An 18,290-nucleotide genomic window follows, 5' to 3' on the forward strand; every position below is an offset into this window, starting at 1 on the left:
TATTTAGGTTGGGCTTTTTGTTTAAAGGGTGCAGGCCATCGACTTACTTGGTAGGAAAGCTGATTTGAGCGATTAAACCGCCTTCACTGCGATTACGCATCACCACAGAACCTGAATGTTGGCTGATTATACGCTTCACAATCGCCAACCCTAGCCCAGTGCCTTCACTACCGCGAGCGGTGTCACCACGCGTAAAGGGTTCAAATAACCTCGCGATTTGAGAATGCTCGATACCCGGTCCGTTGTCCTCTACTGAAATCCACACTAGCTGCTTATCTGCTGTCACACCAGTGCTGATTTTGACCCAGCCATTACCATAACGTAGCGCATTCACAACTAAGTTACTGATCGCCCGCTTAATCGCAATCGCGCTTCCTTTGGCTGGCGGCAAGTTAAGATTAAGATCTGTTTCAATTTCAACCTCATAACCACCTTCAGAACTGGCGACGTCACTGGCAATCGTACTGATATCAACCGCTTCAAACGATTCTTGGTTCACCGGTTTGAGATAATCCATAAACTGACTGATGATCTCATTACATTCTTCCGTATCGCTAATGATCCCCTCCGCAAGATAGCTGTCCTCAGGAGACATCATTTCTGTCGCTAGGCGAATACGCGTCAGAGGCGTTCGTAAGTCATGGCTAATCCCCGCCATTAATAAGGCTCGGTCTTCTTCTAGCTCTTGAATACCTTTCGACATTTGATTAAAGGCTCGAGTTACAGAGCGAATCTCCGATGCGCCTTTCTCTGCTAAGGGGGGCGGGATCTCACCTCGACCGACGTCTTTCGCGGCTCTCTCTAAAGCCAAAAGTGGACGGTTTTGCAAACGAATAAACAACCAACCACCAGCAATGATCAGCAGCGCCATAATCAAGCTGTTACGAAACAGCGGTGCAAAATCTTCTTCTTGCAGCTCAGATAAAGGAATACGAATGATGGAGTTCGGCAACTTTTCGATGTGCATCCACAAGATGTAACTTTCATCGCCAAGCAATAAGCGCACTTCGGTGGGCGAACCTAGCTCTTGGCTCATTTCTTCAGACATCAAATCAATCGACATCGCGTGATGAAATTCAACCGCTTTATCGCTGTCAAGGCTGTGAACCGTCACCCCTAGTCTTTCCAATAATTGACGCCTTAATGGTGCATCAGACTTTAAAGGTCCTTCATCATCAAGCACCAAATTGAGCTCATGGGCGAGAATTTTATTGAACTGCTGCAAACTCGGCATCAACGCGTAGTTAAAAACGGCGTAGTAAGAGAAAACTTGGCTCGCGAGAAGCAAAGAGATGAACAGCAGAATAGATTGTGTCAGTGAACTTCGGATGCGCATGGAACGTTCCTAGTGGTCCTAATCGCGAAATTTCAGCCTTCAAAGGGAAGGTAATGAAGGCTGAAGTTGCTATAGCCAAGTGCTGGCTATGGAGTGAAGAGATTACACCTCTTTGCCGTCAGGGACGAAAACATAACCTAGGCCCCACACGGTTTGAATGTAGCGCGGCTTGCTCGGATCGTCTTCTAACATGCGACGTAAACGTGAAATTTGTACGTCAATAGAACGTTCCATTGCAGAATATTCACGGCCACGCGCCATGTTCATCAATTTGTCTCGTGACATTGGCTCACGTGCATTCATCACGAGCGCCTTTAGGACAGCAAACTCTCCAGAGGTGAGTGGCATTGCCTCATCACCGCGGAACATCTCGCGAGTGCCTAGATTGAGTCGGAACTCCCCGAACTCCACCACTTTTTCTTCCGTGCTTGGTGCACCCGGCAACTCTACAGTTTGGCGGCGTAATACGGCCTTGATGCGAGCCAACAATTCGCGTGGGTTAAACGGTTTTGGCAAATAATCATCCGCCCCTACCTCAAGACCTACGATGCGGTCCACTTCATCACCTTTCGCGGTGAGCATTAAGATTGGCAACATATTGTTCGCGTGGCGTAGACGACGACAAATTGACAAACCGTCTTCACCTGGCAACATTAGGTCCAGCACCATTAAGTGAAAGTTTTCGCGCGTTAGTAGGCGATCCATCTGTTCGCCATTGGCGACACTTCGTACCTGAAAACCTTGCTCAGAAAGGTAACGCTCCAATAGAGCACGTAAACGAGCATCGTCATCAACCACTAAAATTTTATGATTTTCTTGCATTGAAACATCCTTTCAGAAGCGTCTATTGTCGAAAATGTATCACTGTTTTTCCTAACGTGCTCAAGCAAATTGTTACTCTTTTTATCTTAAGCGCTTTATTCTCTCTCTAGCAGGTATTTTCAGCACCTACTATTGACCATAATTCCATTCCAGTTCACGTTTGGCCTCAAGCAGCTCTTGCTGTGCCTCAGCCAGCTTGTGACGTTTTTTCTCAATTTTGTCTGCTTTCCCTGAATGCTGAGCTTCGACTAATTCTTCCTCTCGCTCCTCAACTTCTTTAGTCTTTTCTTCCACTTCTGCTTGCAGCTCTTGGCGCAGCTCACCTTCCGAGCATTCATTCTGGATAGCGGAAAGTGCTTGCTCCAAGCCTTTAATGCGATGCTCATTACCTTGCGCTTTTGCATACTCAAGCTGCTGCTCTACCGCTAACTCTTTAGCGTCACAGCCTTTCACTTCATCTTGAGCAAAAACTGAAAGTGAGAAACCTATTGTTAGTGCAGCACTACACATGACTGCTTTGTTCATTTTACTTCTCCGAGAAAGGCACCATGCCTTTATACCAAATATTCTGACGTTGAGACCCAAGTCACTTCTAGTGAACTTCATGAGACTTGAATCGGTGATAAAGCCTCAGTCTTCTGAGGCCGGTTGAGTGTATTCAATTGAGTTGATGAACCACTCTTTTTCACCTTCTGGGGTGCGTACCGTGAACTCTTCATCCACTTGTTTTTTCAACATCGCTCGCGCCATAGGTGAATCGATAGAGATGTAGTCTTTCGCATCGCCATAAATCTCTTCAGGCCCGACAATACGAAACTTTTTCACTTCTCCTGCCTCATTTTCTATTTCCACCCATGCACCAAAAAAGACTTTGCCTTCTTGTTGCGGAGAATAGTCAACGATCGTGACTTCTGGCAGGAATTTACGAAGGAAGCGGACACGACGGTCGATCTGACGGAGTAAACGTTTATTGAAGGTGTAATCCGCATTTTCTGAGCGATCGCCCAGGCTCGCAGCCCAAGTGACGATCTTGGTGATTTCCGGGCGCTTTTCATTCCAAAGGTAATCATGCTCTTGTTTGAGTTTGTTGTAACCTTCTCGTGTAATCAGCTTAGTTTTCAAATTAACTCCTATCTCAACTAAAAAATGCTGCTCTTTGGCAGCATTAAGGAGATGATATACCCAAAGATCCAATGTTGTTCAGGCTTTGGGTATCAAGGTGATAAGGCGGCCAGAGTGTTACTTTTCGTAATCCGGTTTTTGCGTCACGATGTAATTCGTATCACTCGAAACAACCGCGCCATGTTTTAGGAAGTTTTTACCTAAAATCATGCTGTAATGGAAGCGACCTCGGTCCTGTAAGTTGACTCGGATCTTCTTCTCTAATTCGCCAAGCTTAACATGCATTTCAACCACAGGGCGTACGTTCGCTTTCTCGCCTTTCTTAGCTTTAATACGCATGACATCAACAACAGGCTTGGTAAACGCCTGTTTCATGCCAAGATCGTTCTCATAGGTAAAGCTCACCATGTCTTTGCCGTCTTTCTTAAACTGCTTGATGTTCTTAGCATTGATTGAGCTTACATCTGCACCCGTGTCTAACTTCACAGGGAAAGACATCCCCTCAACTTCAGCTACTTCGATATGGCCAGCTTTGAAAAGTGGCCTTGCATCTAGTAGATGGTCTGCGCGAGTGTTCAGCAACACACCACCCTTGGCTATGTCATGACCAAAGACGAAAAAGGGTTGAGTGTCACCCTCATCAAGCACATCGAGCGCAAACTTCATTGATGTGTCTTTCCTACCGAGAAGAAAGTCTCCTTCAACAACAGGGCGCACCGCGCTGCCAACCTTGAGCTTTTTCAACACTGGTTTGGTGATTTTTTCTTCTTTTCCCTCATCGTTCATTAAATAAAACGTGACGGACTCATCCTTACCTTTTTCTGTTACTTCAAACCCATTTACACGCAGTAATGGCGTTTTCACAGTAAAAGTGGGGTAAGCAGGGACGGTATAACCATCAATGGTGACCTGTTCTTCTGGTGAAACGACAAGAGGTTTTGATTTGAGTGCGCTTTTGAACGTTTTTTCTACGCCACCCAATAGATTTTCTCTGTCCGTATCAATAACAAAGTGCTGACTCGCGACGTCCCGACCTAAGCGAATTTGCGAACTGAACTTACTGCGATCACGCAGATACACCAACCAACGTTGAGTTTCATTTTCGCCGACTTTGACGGGTAAATAGACTAAAGGGCGCTCGCTTTTGGTCGTTTTCAGCATTCGTACCAAGGGTAATGTCATTGGATGACGCTTGCCATTCTCGCCCTCTAACATAAAAGAGACTTCGTTATGCTTTTTGTCTACCTTGATGTCCAGTGCATGGACGTTGGTATAACGGCTAGAAGTTGAGATGCTGATCTTATATGGCACACCTTCGACTTCAACCGTCTCTTTTTTGCCAATCATTTTTGCGCGTGGCTGTTCTTGAAGGTAATCGTAACCAGCGAAGACCCATGCGTTATCATCGAGATAGGTTTTACCAATCAAGATAGGAGAAGAGAATTGCGTACGCTTGGTCAGGTTCACTTCCGTATCAACGGTGTGACCAGCGATTGTCATCGGCATTTTTATTGTCGGGCGTAGGATGGGCTTTTTGCTTGTTCGACTGCGAATCGCGCTCACTCTTTCCAGATCATCGGTAATCTGTATTTCCTTCCCTGTATAAGGGTGAGGAACCGTAAAGCTAACCTTTACTTGATATGGCTTAAAGCTGTCGGCGTCCCACTTTGCCTTCGTACCACCTAAGTCATCGACAATCGCCCAAAGTAACTCGTTATCTTTCAAATCTTGGTAATCTGGGTGTGAGCTACTGACATGGATATTCTCCGCATGCATCGATGTCGTATCTGCACCAGTATCAATCTTGCCAATAAATGGCACCGCTTTTAGTTCCGGAATGTCACTGTAGTAGACGCTCTCCACACGCCCTAGTACCAATTTGTTATCGAGCTGATAAACGGGAGCTTGTGTGGTTCCTGAGATAGACTGCGCCCAACTAAGCGGGGCGACAAGTAAGGCACTCGTAAGCGCTAACGCCAAAGACATTTTTTTCATCATGATTATCCGTATAAGCCGAGGTACATTTAGTGATATCAACAACCGTGGAATTAGGTTAGTCGATAACTGCGGATATAAGTTCTCAATTTAATTACAGTTTTGACATAAATCTGACTGATGTCCACCAGCGCCCGGTAAATTTTTGCCTCGTTAATTTAAAACATTGCAAATTCTTCGAACGACCCCAATGTTCTATACAACCAAAACCGAATTAAAAGAGAAAACACGGATGAGCCAAGCTATCTGTCGCATGATTGCTCAAGAACTGAATGTTCGCCCAGAGCAAGTCAACGCCGCTGTCACCCTAATTGATGATGGCAACACTGTCCCTTTTATTGCACGTTACCGCAAAGAGGTGACAGGGGGCCTTGATGATACCCAGCTTCGTACTTTGGACAGTCGTCTGTCTTACCTTCGTGAAATGGATGATCGCCGTCAAACCATCCTCAAATCAATCCAAGAGCAAGGCAAACTGACGCCAGAGCTAGAACAAGAGATCGCGCAGGCAGACAGCAAAACTCGTCTTGAAGACTTATACCTACCTTACAAACCCAAGCGTCGTACGAAAGGTCAGATCGCGATTGAGGCTGGTCTTGAGCCGCTCGCAGATCAGCTTTGGAATCACCCACAAACCGAGCCAGAAAGCGAAGCAAGCAAATACCTTGATGCAGACAAAGGCATCGCAGACACCAAAGCTGCATTGGATGGCGCTCGCGCGATCATCATGGAGCGCATCGCAGAAGACGCAAACTTACTGGAAAAAATTCGCAACCACTTAAATCGCAATGCGGAACTGGTCTCACGAGTCGTTGAAGGCAAAGAGCAAGAAGGCGAGAAGTTTAAAGATTACTTCAACCACAACGAGCCCCTAAGCAAAGTGCCATCGCACCGAGCACTGGCGATGTTGCGTGGCCGTAACGAAGGCTTCCTGACATTGGCGATGAACGCTGATCCAGAACAGGAAGAAGGCGCTCGTCAGTCTTACTGCGAAACGATTATCGCCGACCATTATGGCGTAACGCTAAGCAGCGCACCTGCGGATACCTGGCGTAAGCAAGTGATCAGCTGGGCATGGCGCATCAAAGTATCGATGCACATGGAAACCGAGCTAATGGGCGCAATGAAAGAGCGCGCTGAAATCGAAGCGATTGAAGTATTCGCCACTAACCTAAAAGACTTGTTGATGGCAGCACCGGCTGGCCCTCGTGCAACACTTGGTCTCGATCCGGGTCTGCGTACAGGTTCAAAAATCGCGGTTGTCGACTCAACAGGTAAAGTGCTTGCAACCGAAACCATCTACCCTCACCCACCACAAAAACAATACGACAAGTCAGCACAAATCGTTGAGCATTTGGTGCGTAAGTACAACGTGGATTTGATTGCGATTGGTAACGGTACGGCTTCACGTGAAACCGACAGCTTTGTCGCAGACGTCATCAAACGTGGCAACCTGAAAGTTCAGAAGATCATAGTAAGTGAAGCGGGGGCTTCGGTTTACTCAGCGTCTGAGCTTGCAGCAAAAGAGTTCCCGAATATGGACGTATCACTGCGTGGTGCAGTGTCGATTGCACGTCGTTTGCAAGATCCATTGGCTGAACTCGTGAAAATTGATCCGAAATCTATTGGTGTGGGTCAATACCAGCACGATGTAAGCCAATCTATGTTGGCAAAACGCCTAGATGCGATTGTGGAAGACTGTGTAAATGCGGTTGGTGTTGATGTGAACACCGCTTCTGCCGCACTATTAACACGCGTAGCAGGCTTATCAAGCACCATCGCGCAGAACATTGTCGACTTCCGCGATGAAAACGGTCGCTTTGAAGCACGTACAACCTTGAAGAAAGTACCTCGTTTAGGTCCTAAGGCGTTCGAGCAGTGTGCGGGCTTCCTACGAATCATGGATGGTAAGAACCCACTTGATGCGTCTGCGGTTCACCCAGAAGCGTACCCGGTGGTCAAAGCAATTTCTGAGAAGAACAACAAAGACATCAAAGCACTGATTGGTGATTCAAGCTTCCTTAAAGGTCTGCATGCGGTCGATTACACCGACGATAACTTCGGCGTTCCAACCATTACAGACATCATCAAAGAGTTAGACAAGCCGGGTCGTGACCCACGTCCAGAATTCAAAACGGCGACCTTTGCAGAAGGTGTAAACTCGGTATCTGACTTGGAACCGGGCATGATTCTAGAAGGTGTGGTATCAAACGTAGCCAACTTCGGTGCCTTCGTTGATATTGGCGTTCACCAAGATGGTCTCGTACACATCTCTGCACTGACAGATCGTTACGTGTCTGACCCACGTGAAGTGGTGAAAGCGGGCGACATCGTCAAAGTGAAAGTGATGGAAGTTGACGTGCAGCGTAAGCGTATTGGTCTATCGATGCGTATGAACGACGAACCGGGTCAAGACAACCGCAGCCAACGCTCATCAGCAGCGCCACGTCGTAATGACCAACCGCAGCGTCGTCAGCCTCGCCGTGATGATTCGTCATCGAACAGCGCGATGGGCGGTGCGTTTGCTGCAGCGTTTGCTAAAGCGAAAAAGTAACCTTACCTAGGCTTCACCGCTAACGAGCTTTCATAACTAAAAAGAAAACGCTCCAATCAGTCAACCTGCTTGGAGCGTTTTTGTTTGAGTAGGATATTGAGTCGTCATAATACTGCTATCACTTCTGACGGGGTATGGGGAGCGACTGCATGACCATAATGAAACTTGATCACCTTCCTGCGCTTTTCCATTAATCCTTCATTGATCGCAGCATCCAAAATGCGCTTTGGTAAGCGAAAGCGGATCGCGTAGCCTTTCCCCTGGTCTTCACTATACGATTTGAGCGCAAGCAAACTAAAAAGCCGTTCTAGTGTATCTTCCGGCTCTTCTTGATAACGCGTGTCGACTTCCGTTTCCATATCATAATCAGGATGCTCTGAAGGATCCCAAGAAGACTGACGTCGGCGCTTGTCGTCACCTTTTACTTTTCGCTCTGCATTGGTTTTGGCCAATGCGACCGTTGGCGTTACAGGCTCTCGGACTTTATTGTCGCGAGCTGCTTGTTCCGTCTGCACATTCACGGATGGGGCGATCAGTGGCACACTTACGTTGGTCGGTGACACAATCATTGCGAACCCTCCTCAGAGTCGCCCAACTCGTCAATATGGCTTAGCTTTATTGGCTAATAAAACCTCACCAGCCTTTATATCGACCACTTTTTAAACAACTTGAGGTATTTCCGCTCGTACTTGCTCAATCGTGAGCAAACTCTCGGATTTGAACACAAAATTCGTCATGTTCGGTGATAAAAGGCGCATGAGAGGACTGATTAAAAACAAACTGCTGGGTATGAGGCAACTGTTCACTTAAATCGTTAGCTACTTTAATTGGCACCAACCCATCTAAACGGCCATAAAGACGCAACATTGGAACAGAAAGAGACGTCAACGCATCGCGCAGATCCACATCAGCAAGGATGTTTAGCCCAACCAACAGCGATTCAGGGTTTGGCTGAGGGCGCGATAGTACCGCTTGCTTGAGCTGTTTAACGTCTTTACGCGCTGATGGGCTGCCCATCGCTTGCAACGCCATAAAGCGCTCAATGGTCAGTGAGAAATCTTCTAGCAACTGAGAGGTGAACGCACTCAGTACATTCGGTTGAATGCCACGCCACGGTTTTTCTGCGGCAAATTTAGGTGAGCTGGCAACCGTAATCAACTTAACCACGCGCTCGGGCATATTTAATGCCACATGCGTCGCCACTAAACCTCCGAGGGACCAACCAAGCCAAATCGCTTTCTCTGGCGCACCTTGCACCACCAAGTTAGCAATATGGTCTAAATCTTCAGCATGAGATTCGGCGCTATGTCCGTACCCCGGAAGGTCAACCACATGAACTCGGAAATAAGGTTGAAGAGACTCGACTGTCTGCTGCCATACCGCACCATTCATGCCCCACCCATGAAGTAACACCAAATCTGGTCCCTGACCAAATGACTGCCAGTGTAATTTCGTGCTCATGCTCTCAATCTCTCCCACTTATTTTATTCCCTACGGCTTCAGCCAAGCGTTAGGCTGAGTAAAATATCACCATGAATAAACGCTATGTTATCTCATCACTGGCAAAACATCATGCATCGTGTATTGAGCAGTCAATGCGGCCTGTGTCAGTTCCCTATTCAAACACCAAGCCACACAAATACTCTGCGCTGGTGCGAGCACTGTTTAAAATACCTAACTCCGGTAAAACGATGTCAACGCTGCGGTTTATCATTACAGAAAGAAGAAATGAGTACGGATAGTATTTGTGGTGAATGTCTTTCAGAGCCACCGCCATGGCAAAGGCTATACACGTTAGGCGATTACGACTTTCCCCTTTCACGGGAAGTACAGCGCTTTAAAGATCACGGAGAGTCTTGGCATGTAAAAGCATTAACCGAGCAACTGGCACAGCGCATCACCACGCCAGCTCCAATCATTACCAGTGTGCCATTGCACTGGCAGCGTTACCTGCGCCGGGGTTTTAATCAAAGTGATGTTTTAGCCCGACACCTCGCCAAGCAATTGCAGACTAATTTTGATGCGAAGGTCTTTCGTCGAGTAAAGCTCGCCCAATCACAGCGTGGTAATACCAAAACAAGCCGTGAACAAAACTTAAAAGGCGCGTTTATTCTCAATAAGCAACCTCACTCTTCCCATGTTGCCATCGTCGATGATGTAGTCACCACAGGCAGTACCGTCCGACAATTATGTCATTTACTACTTGAAGTTGGCGTAGAAAGCATCGATATTTACTGCATCTGCAGAACACCTGCTCCTCGTTCTCTCTAGATCGCTTCGCCATGCCTTAGCATCAAAAAGACTAGACCCATACGTCAACAAGAGTAGAATAGCAGCAGTAACCTACAAATTTACTCGGGTATTCGTCGTGTCAAATATTACTATTACAGAAACTGCGCAAACGCATTTCGCTAACCTTTTAGGCCAACAACCTGAAGGCACTAACATTCGTATTTTCGTTGTGAACCCAGGTACACAAAACGCTGAGTGTGGCGTGTCTTACTGCCCACCAGAAGCAGTAGAATCGACCGACACTGAACTCTCTTACAGCGGTTTTTCAGCTTACGTAGATGAGCTGAGCCTGCCATTCCTTGAAGACGCTGAAATCGATTTTGTTACCGATAAAATGGGCTCTCAGCTAACGCTAAAAGCACCTAACGCTAAAATGCGTAAAGTTGCGGACGACGCACCACTGGTTGAGCGCGTTGAGTACGTTATCCAAACTCAAGTGAACCCACAGCTTGCTGGCCACGGTGGTCACGTAAACTTGGTTGAGATCACTGAAGACGGTGTTGCGATTGTTGCATTTGGTGGCGGTTGTAATGGCTGTTCTATGGTTGACGTAACACTAAAAGAAGGCATCGAGAAAGAGCTGCTAAACCAGTTCATTGGTGAACTAACCGCAGTTCGTGATGCTACAGAACATGACCGTGGTGATCACTCTTACTACTAAGAGTAAACACTGTCAGAAAATGGGAGGCTTCGGTCTCCCATTTTTGTATCGATACTGAGGTGATGCTGAGATGCTTAGCTCGACTCGTAAAATCCGCTAGAAACTCAGGCGGAGTTCTCATATATTAAGAATCTTACGCATCTCGTAAACGCCAACGACACCAAGGAGCCAGCGTCATGCCGAAACGAACCCCACCAGAGATACTCTCATGCCAGACGGTTGCAAAATCCAAACTGTTTGCTGTGGAAGCACTCGACCTTCGTTTTTCCAATGGTGAGCATCGTACTTATGAGCGTATGAAGCCAAGTGGACGAGATGCTGTAATGGTAGTCCCTGTAACAGAACAAGGCGATTTATTACTGGTGCGTGAATACGCCGCTGGAACTGAACGTTACGAGCTAGGTTTCCCAAAAGGGCTGATTGACCCAGGAGAAACACCACACCAAGCTGCGGATCGTGAGTTAAAAGAAGAAATCGGCTTTGGCTGTAATCAGTTAACCCCGTTGAAACAAGTTATCCTCGCGCCATCTTACTTTTCGAGCAAAATGACTCTATTTTTAGGACAGGCGCTTTATCCAGAGAAGCAAGAAGGCGATGAGCCTGAACCACTGGAAATTGTGCGTTGGCCACTTGCGCAAGCCGAAGAGTTATTAACTCACATGGATTTCTGTGAAGCACGAAGCATCACAGCGCTAATGTTGGCACTGAAACACTTACCAAACACCACTCACAAGCATAACCAATAACGGTCATTAGAACCGAATAACACTGTGAGTAAGGACTATCACTTATGCCAATGACAAAAGATCTATCTCACCTACTTCCTCAAGTCATCGAGATTGCCCGCAGTGCTGGGCAAATGATCCTCGAAATATATGAAAAGAAGCAATACGAGGCCTACACCAAAAGTGACGAAACTCCCGTAACAAGTGCAGATATTGCAGCTCACAAGTTCATCACTGAACGCTTGAGTGATCTGACGCCTGACATTCCCGTGTTGTCAGAAGAAGACGCAGACATAAGCTTAGAGCAACGCGCTCAGTGGGAACGTTATTGGTTAGTCGACCCTCTTGATGGTACTCAAGAATTCATCGCTCGCAGTGGTGACTTTGCCACTATTATTGCGTTGGTCGACAACAATCGACCAACCATGGGCGTCGTTTACGGCCCTGTATCTGGCGTGACTTACTACGCTTATAATGGCAAAGGCGCCTGGAAAATTCCCGACATGTCGGACAGCGTCAAAATCCATACACACAAACACGAACAGCCAGAGCAAAGCATCGCAATTGCTATTAGTCGTCGCCAAGACATCAATCGTATTACTAACCGTATGAGCAGCGCCTGGAATTACGACTTAATACCGCTCGGTTCTGCAGCATTGAAAGCATGCCTCGTCGCGGAAGGGGCGGTAGATTGCTATCTCCGACTAGGTCCAACAGGTGAGTGGGACACCGCTGCGACACAATGCATTGTTGAAGAAGCTGGCGGACGTATTCTCAGCACGCAATTAGAACCGCTGTCATATAACGAGCGGGAAACACTAGAAAACCCGAATTTTATTGTTCTTGGTGATGCGGATTTACCTTGGAATGAGATTTTACAACGCAAAGATTAAGCGCCCTATCGGTAAAATTTAGAGCACAAAATTCTAGCAATAGAAAGGCCACGAATATCTTCGTGGCCTTTTCTTTTTGACCTTCTGTACAGCACTTGGAGTATTTGGCCTACTATGTTCCAATTGCCTGTAAAGCTGAACGAAAGAAAACAAATCAATTAAAAATCATGGTTTTAAATTTCCATTCATTCCCAATGTACAGCGAATAGAGGTTTTAGCTTACAATGATCCAAAAGCAAAAAGAGCTGCACAATAGCAGCTCTTTTAAGATATTGGATTTTGTCACGATAGGTTAGAAGCGCCCTTGGTAGTTAAACTCATATTGACCTTGAGCATTCGGCTTACCCAACCATTTCAGTTGCTCCCCCATGCTGGATGGGAACTCTGCACCAGGTTTGAACCACGCTTTGGTTGAGTACCGTTGATTAGGCATCAGTTCAGCGGAAAACGCCGCAGAGACTTGTTTGCTGCTCTGCTCACCAGTTGCCGTCAATACACTATCCTGACAGTTTATATCGGCAATCACAGGACCGAGATCTAAGCTGCCAACGGGGCTTTGAATACCACTGGCATTCCATACTAAAGTGCCTTCACCGTTCTTACACCAAGGCGCAGCATAAGTCGCATGACGAATATTCAGCTCAAGCTGCCCATCAACACCAACAGGCACAGGGAGGCGCGCTTGCTCAACAACTTTTACCGCCGGAATTGAGGCAACTAAGTTTTTGGCATAAGGGCCATCACTTAAGCTATAGCCGACAAAACCGCGCCCACGAACGTCCATTTCACTACCACGACCAAAGCGCACAGCAAACTCAGCTTTACCTGTCAGTAGACTCGACCATTGGAAATCCCAATTAACTTCTCCAAGGTTCTGGCGCTGCCAACGAATACTAGAAGCTTGACCTTGCCATACCGAACCGTTGGCTCCTTGAATGTCCAGGCCTCTCACTGTTGGTGCTTGTTGTAACACCCAAGAGACTGGTAATCCCATTAAAAGACTGACTGAAAAAAAGACGATAAAGATAACAACGTAAAGTACTGCTCGCTTCACCTTAACCTCGCTTAAACTGAAGGCGGTTTACATCGATCATGCCCGCTTGCTCTGTTCGGTCGATATCTAAAAATTCGACTTCAATACCCTGTTGCTCTTTCAAGTAACGTAACCAATCCACTAGTTGATTAAACGCGAGTGGTTTGATCCACACTTGAACGCTCTCATTACGAGGTTGTACTCGAATCAACTCAACTTTATAACGACGAGCTGAAGAAGAAACCAACTGATTCAACGGTTGACTAGAGTAGCTCACCCCGCTGCTTTTTCGCAGTGCAGTGATGCCATCCGCTTTATCTTGTACCCAAGCTAGCAACTGCTTTTCACTTTGAATACGTGACTGAGCTAGCTCCGCACGTTGACTCATTGGCTGTAATAAACCCCAATAAATAATACCGATAACGGCAATAGCGCCACATCCCATGACCAAACGTTGCTCACGCTGCGAGATGCTGCTCCACCAAACCTGAGCTTGAGAAATTAAATTTTTCATCATCACCTCACAAACGCTTCAAAACAAAGCTGCCAACCACAACGTTATCGCTACGGTTCAACTGACCTTGCTCAACATTAAACTTCTCTGCCAATTTCACACGAGCCTGCTCAAAAGGTTGGAAGTCTGAACTACGAGCCTGAATACGTACTTCGCCACGTTGTCCGTCGTATTTAAAGCTAGTGATCTCCAAGTCGCTGACCTGACCAAGCGTCGCGGGTAATGCCGCCAACCATGACAACATTGCCTGCTGACCACTTCCACCAGATAAGCGGCGCTCTTCATCATCCATTTGTCGTTTGAGGTAACTAACGGTAGGAATGCGTCGTTTATTTGGGAACACCTGGCGGAAAATACGCTCACTCTCCTCACGATACGCTTGAGCTTGTGCTTCGTACTTGTGGACCACGAGCAACTGCTGCGCAACCATGACAACGATAAGCACCCCCGCAGCAATGGTGGCTTTTTGCCAGAGCTTCCAGTATTTACCCCAAGAAGATTTCGGCTTGAAGATCCCAGTCAGCAAATTGACTTTGCTTTCTGTCACCCCCTTCGCCAGTAAAGCCATCGTCATTTCTTCTGGTTGCGGCTCCCATATTTCAGGTAACGCAGATTCCGGGACCGAGCTATAGCAATCGAGCTTCCAACCTTCATGATTTTGTAGATAAGAAGAGAGATAAAGGTCTAACCAAGAAGCGTCGACAACCGCGCCCTCTGTCGCAGAGTGACGAATTAGCCATTGCTCGCCAATCATTGCAGCACTGCTGTGCTCTCCACGAACCGGTAATGCAAGCACATCGGGTAAAATGCGTTTAATGGCGATACCTTGGCTTGAAAAACGTTGCAGTACAGTCTGAATCCAAGCACGTTCAACTGCGCAAATCTGCGCTTTGTCCGCTTGTTTACCCAACACGCTAAAGTGCAGGCCATCAACGTCCTGAGCAACTTCGTCTTCCACTAAGTACGGTAACATCGCCTCGAATTGGCGTGTTGCACCAGGTGGTATATCCACTTGCGTCAGGACCACATCATTACTCGCCAGCAGCGCCACAACTTGGCGCTGACCAGCATATGAGACCAACTCATCTAAGTGTTCCCATCCGGCGATTTCACCGCTAGCAATCACTTCCTGTTGATCTGTCGACCACACCACCCAAGGAATGGTACTTTGTTGTTCGCTACTCAGCCGAACGGTCAGAAACTCGCTCACTGATCCCTCCAAAACGACGGCGAACTACGGTCACCGTTTCTCTATTTGTACTTTGTAAAAGGCTTCGGATACGTACACGTGATTCATCCACCAACACTTGTGCATCCAATTCAAAAAAGGCGCTATCCACACCCAAATAGCCTTTGGCGTTTTTCTTTACATCTTCACTTAAGCCAGCCATTTCTGACTCTGCTAAAAATTCATCAATGCTATCCCACCCATCAAATGGGCGTTTTTCAATTAGCTGAATCGCATCACTACTGCTTAAGTTTGGTGAGAACATTGCCACCAAAATCGGAGTTTGCTCAACATCAATCGTATTCACGTTTAAACGCCAGTCATCACTTGGTAATGCACAGACCAGCGGCTCCAATTTTTGGAAAATTTCACCACTCACCTGATAGACAGCCCGTAACTCGGAAGCATCTGCCATCCAACCATTTGATGCTAAATAGGAAGGCTTCATCGCTTCATATGTGCTGTCTTCAACCCCAGTAGTCGAACGGACAGAGTCGTCAGCATCAATGTATTCCCAAATAGAGTCTGCAATGATTTCTGCTTGATATGGCTCGACATCCAGCTCTTCTAATAGGCGCTGCAATACATTCACTAAATATGGTCTTGTAATTTGCTGACCCGTTGGTTGCACACGACTCAATACATTTAGATTAAAGCACGCTTGCTTGTCTCTAATTCGTCCCGCCGCTTGACCATAATCTAACGGATAGACTTGCTCTTTTATCGCCCACGGTTGACTCATATTAATCGTGTCGGTGTCTTTATAACTTTGCTCGATACCCACTTTTGCTAGCGCCTCGACGCCAAGGCTGTACCAGTACGCTTGCTGGTAATTGATTTGATTAGCGCCTCGCTGAAACTGCAAGAACAAACGTTCCGACATGCTGGCGGCAACCGTCGCCATAATCGCCAGCAACATCAACACTATAATCAAAGCAACACCGCGCTGACGGTTAACCATTATTGCTGTCTCCTGAACTTTCCTCTTTCTGACTCAATGTGCCATCAGGAGTGAGATAAGTGCGGGCAATTTCTCCATAATCTTTGAGAGTGAGAACAACAGAAACCGCTTTCGGCAGCGCTTTTTCTTCAGCCCACTCTTTTTTCCATTGCTTACCATCATAGAAACGCATATCAAATGACTCGACCTGCGTTAGCAATGGAGTAACAGTACCTTGTTGCCCAACCGGCGTATCAGGATAGCGCCACCATACTCGCTGCAGTGTTTCTTCTTTTAAGCGATAGCCAACCTTGGTTACTTCTCCACGAGGGAACTGCTGCTGAGGGTTGTGCCAACCTAAACGGGCAAACATCAGTCCTTTGGTATCGGAGTCCAACAGGTAATCGGACCAAAAAATTAGCCGGCTAGCAGGCTCTTCACCATTAGTACGCGTTTGACGCATCGCCATTTGACGAAAATCGTTATCCATCATAACCATGGCACGCTGAATTTCGTTTAAGCGTTGGGTTCGTTCTTGTGATAGCGCATTGCTACGCTGTACTTGCGATACCACTTGGTACGCTGCGACACTTAAACTGGCAAAGATGGCAATCGATACCAACACTTCAATAAGTGTAAAACCTTTTACCCTTTGGCGCGTGTTTGCGCGGAGATGATTATTGCGCCACATAGCTTCGTACCGTTACTACAGGGCTCGCGCTTTTCTCTACCGAGACGCTCACATCAAATGCTTTCAGCAATGGCTGCGTCGTGGCGACTGGCGTGACTTTCCAGAACCAAGTGCGTCCTGCCAGCTCTTCTGTGCCGTTTTTCGCTTTGAGTTCTCCGGTATTCAACATCACATTTGCCATCTGATTATCCACAACCATGGCTGCAAACATTTTTTCTTCTAGATAACTGATTGTATTAATATGCTGGCTCACAGAGCGAATGACACTGATGGCAGCGGTAGCGAAAATTGCCAGTGCGACCAATACTTCCAGTAAGGTCATGCCTCTCGTCCGGCGATGACTCAAATTTGGGCGAGCTTGCTTAAAATTGCGCATTCTCATCCTCTTTCACTTCTTCGCCCGGAGCTAATAACAAAATTTGTCCACTTTCTTTGCCAATGACTCGCCAACCGTCATTAAAGGCATCACCATTTTGCGGAAAAAAAGACAGGGTAAATGGCGTGACTTCGGCGCTGGAAAATATAAACACTTGCGGTGGCTCAATTTTCTTTTCGTCCTCTTCTTCTGCGAACATGTCTTCATCAAAAAGAGAACCTGGTTTGAATAAGCGCTCATCATTATCCCAAGCACCACCTCCGAGCTCGAGTTGTAGCGTAATATCTTCTTCTAGCTTGGTTTTGCTCGGAATCTGCTTTAATTTCAGAGGCTGCCAACCTTCTGAGGTTAAACTCAGTAGAGCGTAGGTCGATTTGGCATCATCCACTCGAACACCAAAATCTTTACCGCTCAGCACCGCTTCTTCATTGAGCAGCTGTAAACGCTGAAAAAAGCTTTGAGCATACTGTTTGGAAAGATCTTTTTGGCTAGTCGGTAACGTCGAGATCACGGCCACAGCCGTAAGAGATAGCAAAACCAGCACCAATAGAATTTCTATCAATGTAAAACCGTTATGTTTTCGCATTTGTTTCATTAGTGCTGGCTTAGGCTCAATTATTGGAAGTCTTGCATGTTCCAGTTGCCAATATCTGCAGCTGGACCTTCTCCACCCTCTTGGCCATCTGCGCCTAGAGTGAAGATATCGATTGTACCGTTATCACCTGGGCTTAAGTATTGGTACTGGTTGCCCCAAGGGTCATTAGGAAGACGTTTGATGTAACCACCATCACGGTAGTTGCGTGGCTCTGGGTTAGATGGCTTGCTAACCAATGCTTCTAGACCTTGGTCCGTTGTTGGGTAAACGCTGTTGTCCAACTTGTACATATCTAAGGCATTTTCCAACGCGACAATGTCCGTAATCGCTTTTTGTTGGTCTGCCTTCTCTTTGTTACCCAATAGGTTTGGAACAACAAAACTTGCCAAAATACCCAGGATAACTACAACAACCATCACTTCTAAAAGTGTAAAACCCTGTTGTTTACTACGCTTAAACTTCATTTTTTTCTCCGAAAGTTAGATTAAAGCCATGCCGTTAGTAGACACGTCT

At 46.7% G+C, this 18,290-nt stretch carries 20 protein-coding genes; 5 read left to right on the plus strand and 15 right to left on the minus strand.

Annotated elements, in window-relative coordinates:
- Window positions 1-43 precede the first annotated feature (43 nt).
- The 5 genes from envZ to R8N46_RS12545 all read right to left on the minus strand — a co-directional run bounded on the left by envZ (window position 44) and on the right by R8N46_RS12545 (window position 5,278).
- Window positions 44-1,336 carry a two-component system sensor histidine kinase EnvZ gene (gene envZ, locus R8N46_RS12525; RefSeq protein ID WP_017635003.1) on the minus strand — a complete coding sequence of 431 codons (1,293 nt, stop codon included), beginning with the start codon at window positions 1,334-1,336 and terminating at the stop codon, window positions 44-46.
- A 102-nt stretch (window positions 1,337-1,438) separates the two neighbouring features.
- Entirely contained in the window at window positions 1,439-2,158 is a 720-nt protein-coding gene (gene ompR, locus R8N46_RS12530) for a two-component system response regulator OmpR (protein WP_005379333.1), read from the minus strand.
- A gap of 129 nt (window positions 2,159-2,287) precedes the next feature.
- Entirely contained in the window at window positions 2,288-2,683 is a 396-nt protein-coding gene (locus tag R8N46_RS12535) for a DUF1090 domain-containing protein (protein ID WP_017635004.1), read from the minus strand.
- 105 nt (window positions 2,684-2,788) lie between these two features.
- Entirely contained in the window at window positions 2,789-3,280 is a 492-nt protein-coding gene (gene greB, locus R8N46_RS12540) for a transcription elongation factor GreB (protein ID WP_005379321.1), read from the minus strand.
- Window positions 3,281-3,397: 117 nt separating this feature from the next.
- Window positions 3,398-5,278 (minus strand): ATP-dependent zinc protease, encoded by a 1,881-nt coding sequence (locus R8N46_RS12545; RefSeq protein WP_086013892.1) that lies wholly within the window; start codon window positions 5,276-5,278, stop codon window positions 3,398-3,400.
- 229 nt (window positions 5,279-5,507) lie between these two features.
- Here R8N46_RS12545 and R8N46_RS12550 point away from each other — a divergent pair, with 229 nt between their 5' ends.
- On the plus strand, window positions 5,508-7,829 hold the full coding sequence (locus R8N46_RS12550; protein ID WP_213972344.1) for a Tex family protein: 2,322 nt from the start codon (window positions 5,508-5,510) through the stop codon (window positions 7,827-7,829).
- Window positions 7,830-7,933: 104 nt separating this feature from the next.
- On the opposite strand, the gene R8N46_RS12555 is transcribed toward R8N46_RS12550, so the two are convergent.
- Together R8N46_RS12555 and bioH are read right to left on the minus strand one after the other, a co-directional pair.
- The gene (locus R8N46_RS12555; protein ID WP_005379316.1) at window positions 7,934-8,398 is read right to left on the minus strand and encodes a hypothetical protein; all 465 of its coding nucleotides are present in this window, start codon (window positions 8,396-8,398) and stop codon (window positions 7,934-7,936) included.
- 124 nt (window positions 8,399-8,522) lie between these two features.
- Window positions 8,523-9,290: a pimeloyl-ACP methyl ester esterase BioH gene (bioH, locus tag R8N46_RS12560; RefSeq protein WP_181881270.1), complete on the minus strand. Its 768-nt coding sequence runs from the start codon at window positions 9,288-9,290 to the stop codon at window positions 8,523-8,525.
- Window positions 9,291-9,374: 84 nt separating this feature from the next.
- Here bioH and R8N46_RS12565 point away from each other — a divergent pair, with 84 nt between their 5' ends.
- From R8N46_RS12565 to cysQ, 4 genes are all read left to right on the plus strand, one after another.
- Window positions 9,375-10,100, plus strand: coding sequence for a ComF family protein (locus R8N46_RS12565; protein ID WP_213972343.1), 726 nt, complete (start codon window positions 9,375-9,377; stop codon window positions 10,098-10,100).
- A gap of 97 nt (window positions 10,101-10,197) precedes the next feature.
- Window positions 10,198-10,782, plus strand: a complete 585-nt coding sequence (nfuA, locus tag R8N46_RS12570; RefSeq protein WP_005379313.1) for a Fe-S biogenesis protein NfuA — start codon at window positions 10,198-10,200, stop codon at window positions 10,780-10,782.
- A gap of 176 nt (window positions 10,783-10,958) precedes the next feature.
- Window positions 10,959-11,528: an ADP compounds hydrolase NudE gene (gene nudE / locus R8N46_RS12575; RefSeq protein ID WP_005379309.1), complete on the plus strand. Its 570-nt coding sequence runs from the start codon at window positions 10,959-10,961 to the stop codon at window positions 11,526-11,528.
- A gap of 44 nt (window positions 11,529-11,572) precedes the next feature.
- Window positions 11,573-12,400: a 3'(2'),5'-bisphosphate nucleotidase CysQ gene (gene cysQ, locus R8N46_RS12580; RefSeq protein ID WP_005379308.1), complete on the plus strand. Its 828-nt coding sequence runs from the start codon at window positions 11,573-11,575 to the stop codon at window positions 12,398-12,400.
- 292 nt (window positions 12,401-12,692) lie between these two features.
- On the opposite strand, the gene R8N46_RS12585 is transcribed toward cysQ, so the two are convergent.
- From R8N46_RS12585 to gspG, 8 genes are read right to left on the minus strand one after another with little or no spacing between them, the layout of a single operon-like run.
- Window positions 12,693-13,454 (minus strand): type II secretion system protein N, encoded by a 762-nt coding sequence (locus R8N46_RS12585; RefSeq protein WP_062730773.1) that lies wholly within the window; start codon window positions 13,452-13,454, stop codon window positions 12,693-12,695.
- A 1-nt stretch (window position 13,455) separates the two neighbouring features.
- A complete protein-coding gene (locus R8N46_RS12590) occupies window positions 13,456-13,947 on the minus strand; it encodes a type II secretion system protein M (RefSeq protein WP_005383002.1) in 492 nt (163 codons plus the stop codon).
- A gap of 7 nt (window positions 13,948-13,954) precedes the next feature.
- Complete coding sequence (gene gspL, locus R8N46_RS12595) at window positions 13,955-15,157, minus strand: type II secretion system protein GspL (protein ID WP_167415599.1); 1,203 nt, start codon at window positions 15,155-15,157, stop codon at window positions 13,955-13,957.
- Complete coding sequence (gene gspK / locus R8N46_RS12600) at window positions 15,126-16,136, minus strand: type II secretion system minor pseudopilin GspK (protein WP_213972342.1); 1,011 nt, start codon at window positions 16,134-16,136, stop codon at window positions 15,126-15,128. The genes gspL and gspK overlap by 32 nt, the downstream gene beginning before the upstream one ends.
- Window positions 16,129-16,806, minus strand: a complete 678-nt coding sequence (gene gspJ / locus R8N46_RS12605; protein WP_132936677.1) for a type II secretion system minor pseudopilin GspJ — start codon at window positions 16,804-16,806, stop codon at window positions 16,129-16,131. Before gspJ ends, gspK begins: the two co-directional genes overlap by 8 nt.
- Window positions 16,793-17,182, minus strand: coding sequence for a type II secretion system minor pseudopilin GspI (gspI, locus tag R8N46_RS12610; RefSeq protein WP_017635009.1), 390 nt, complete (start codon window positions 17,180-17,182; stop codon window positions 16,793-16,795). The genes gspJ and gspI overlap by 14 nt, the downstream gene beginning before the upstream one ends.
- Window positions 17,169-17,768 (minus strand): prepilin-type N-terminal cleavage/methylation domain-containing protein, encoded by a 600-nt coding sequence (locus tag R8N46_RS12615; protein ID WP_017635010.1) that lies wholly within the window; start codon window positions 17,766-17,768, stop codon window positions 17,169-17,171. Before R8N46_RS12615 ends, gspI begins: the two co-directional genes overlap by 14 nt.
- Window positions 17,769-17,797: 29 nt before the next feature.
- Window positions 17,798-18,241, minus strand: coding sequence for a type II secretion system major pseudopilin GspG (gspG, locus tag R8N46_RS12620; protein ID WP_005379298.1), 444 nt, complete (start codon window positions 18,239-18,241; stop codon window positions 17,798-17,800).
- Between the last annotated feature and the right edge of the window lie 49 nt (window positions 18,242-18,290).

It is taken from the genome of Vibrio sp. 1874 (assembly GCF_033344395.1).
Lineage (GTDB): Bacteria > Pseudomonadota > Gammaproteobacteria > Enterobacterales > Vibrionaceae > Vibrio > Vibrio alginolyticus.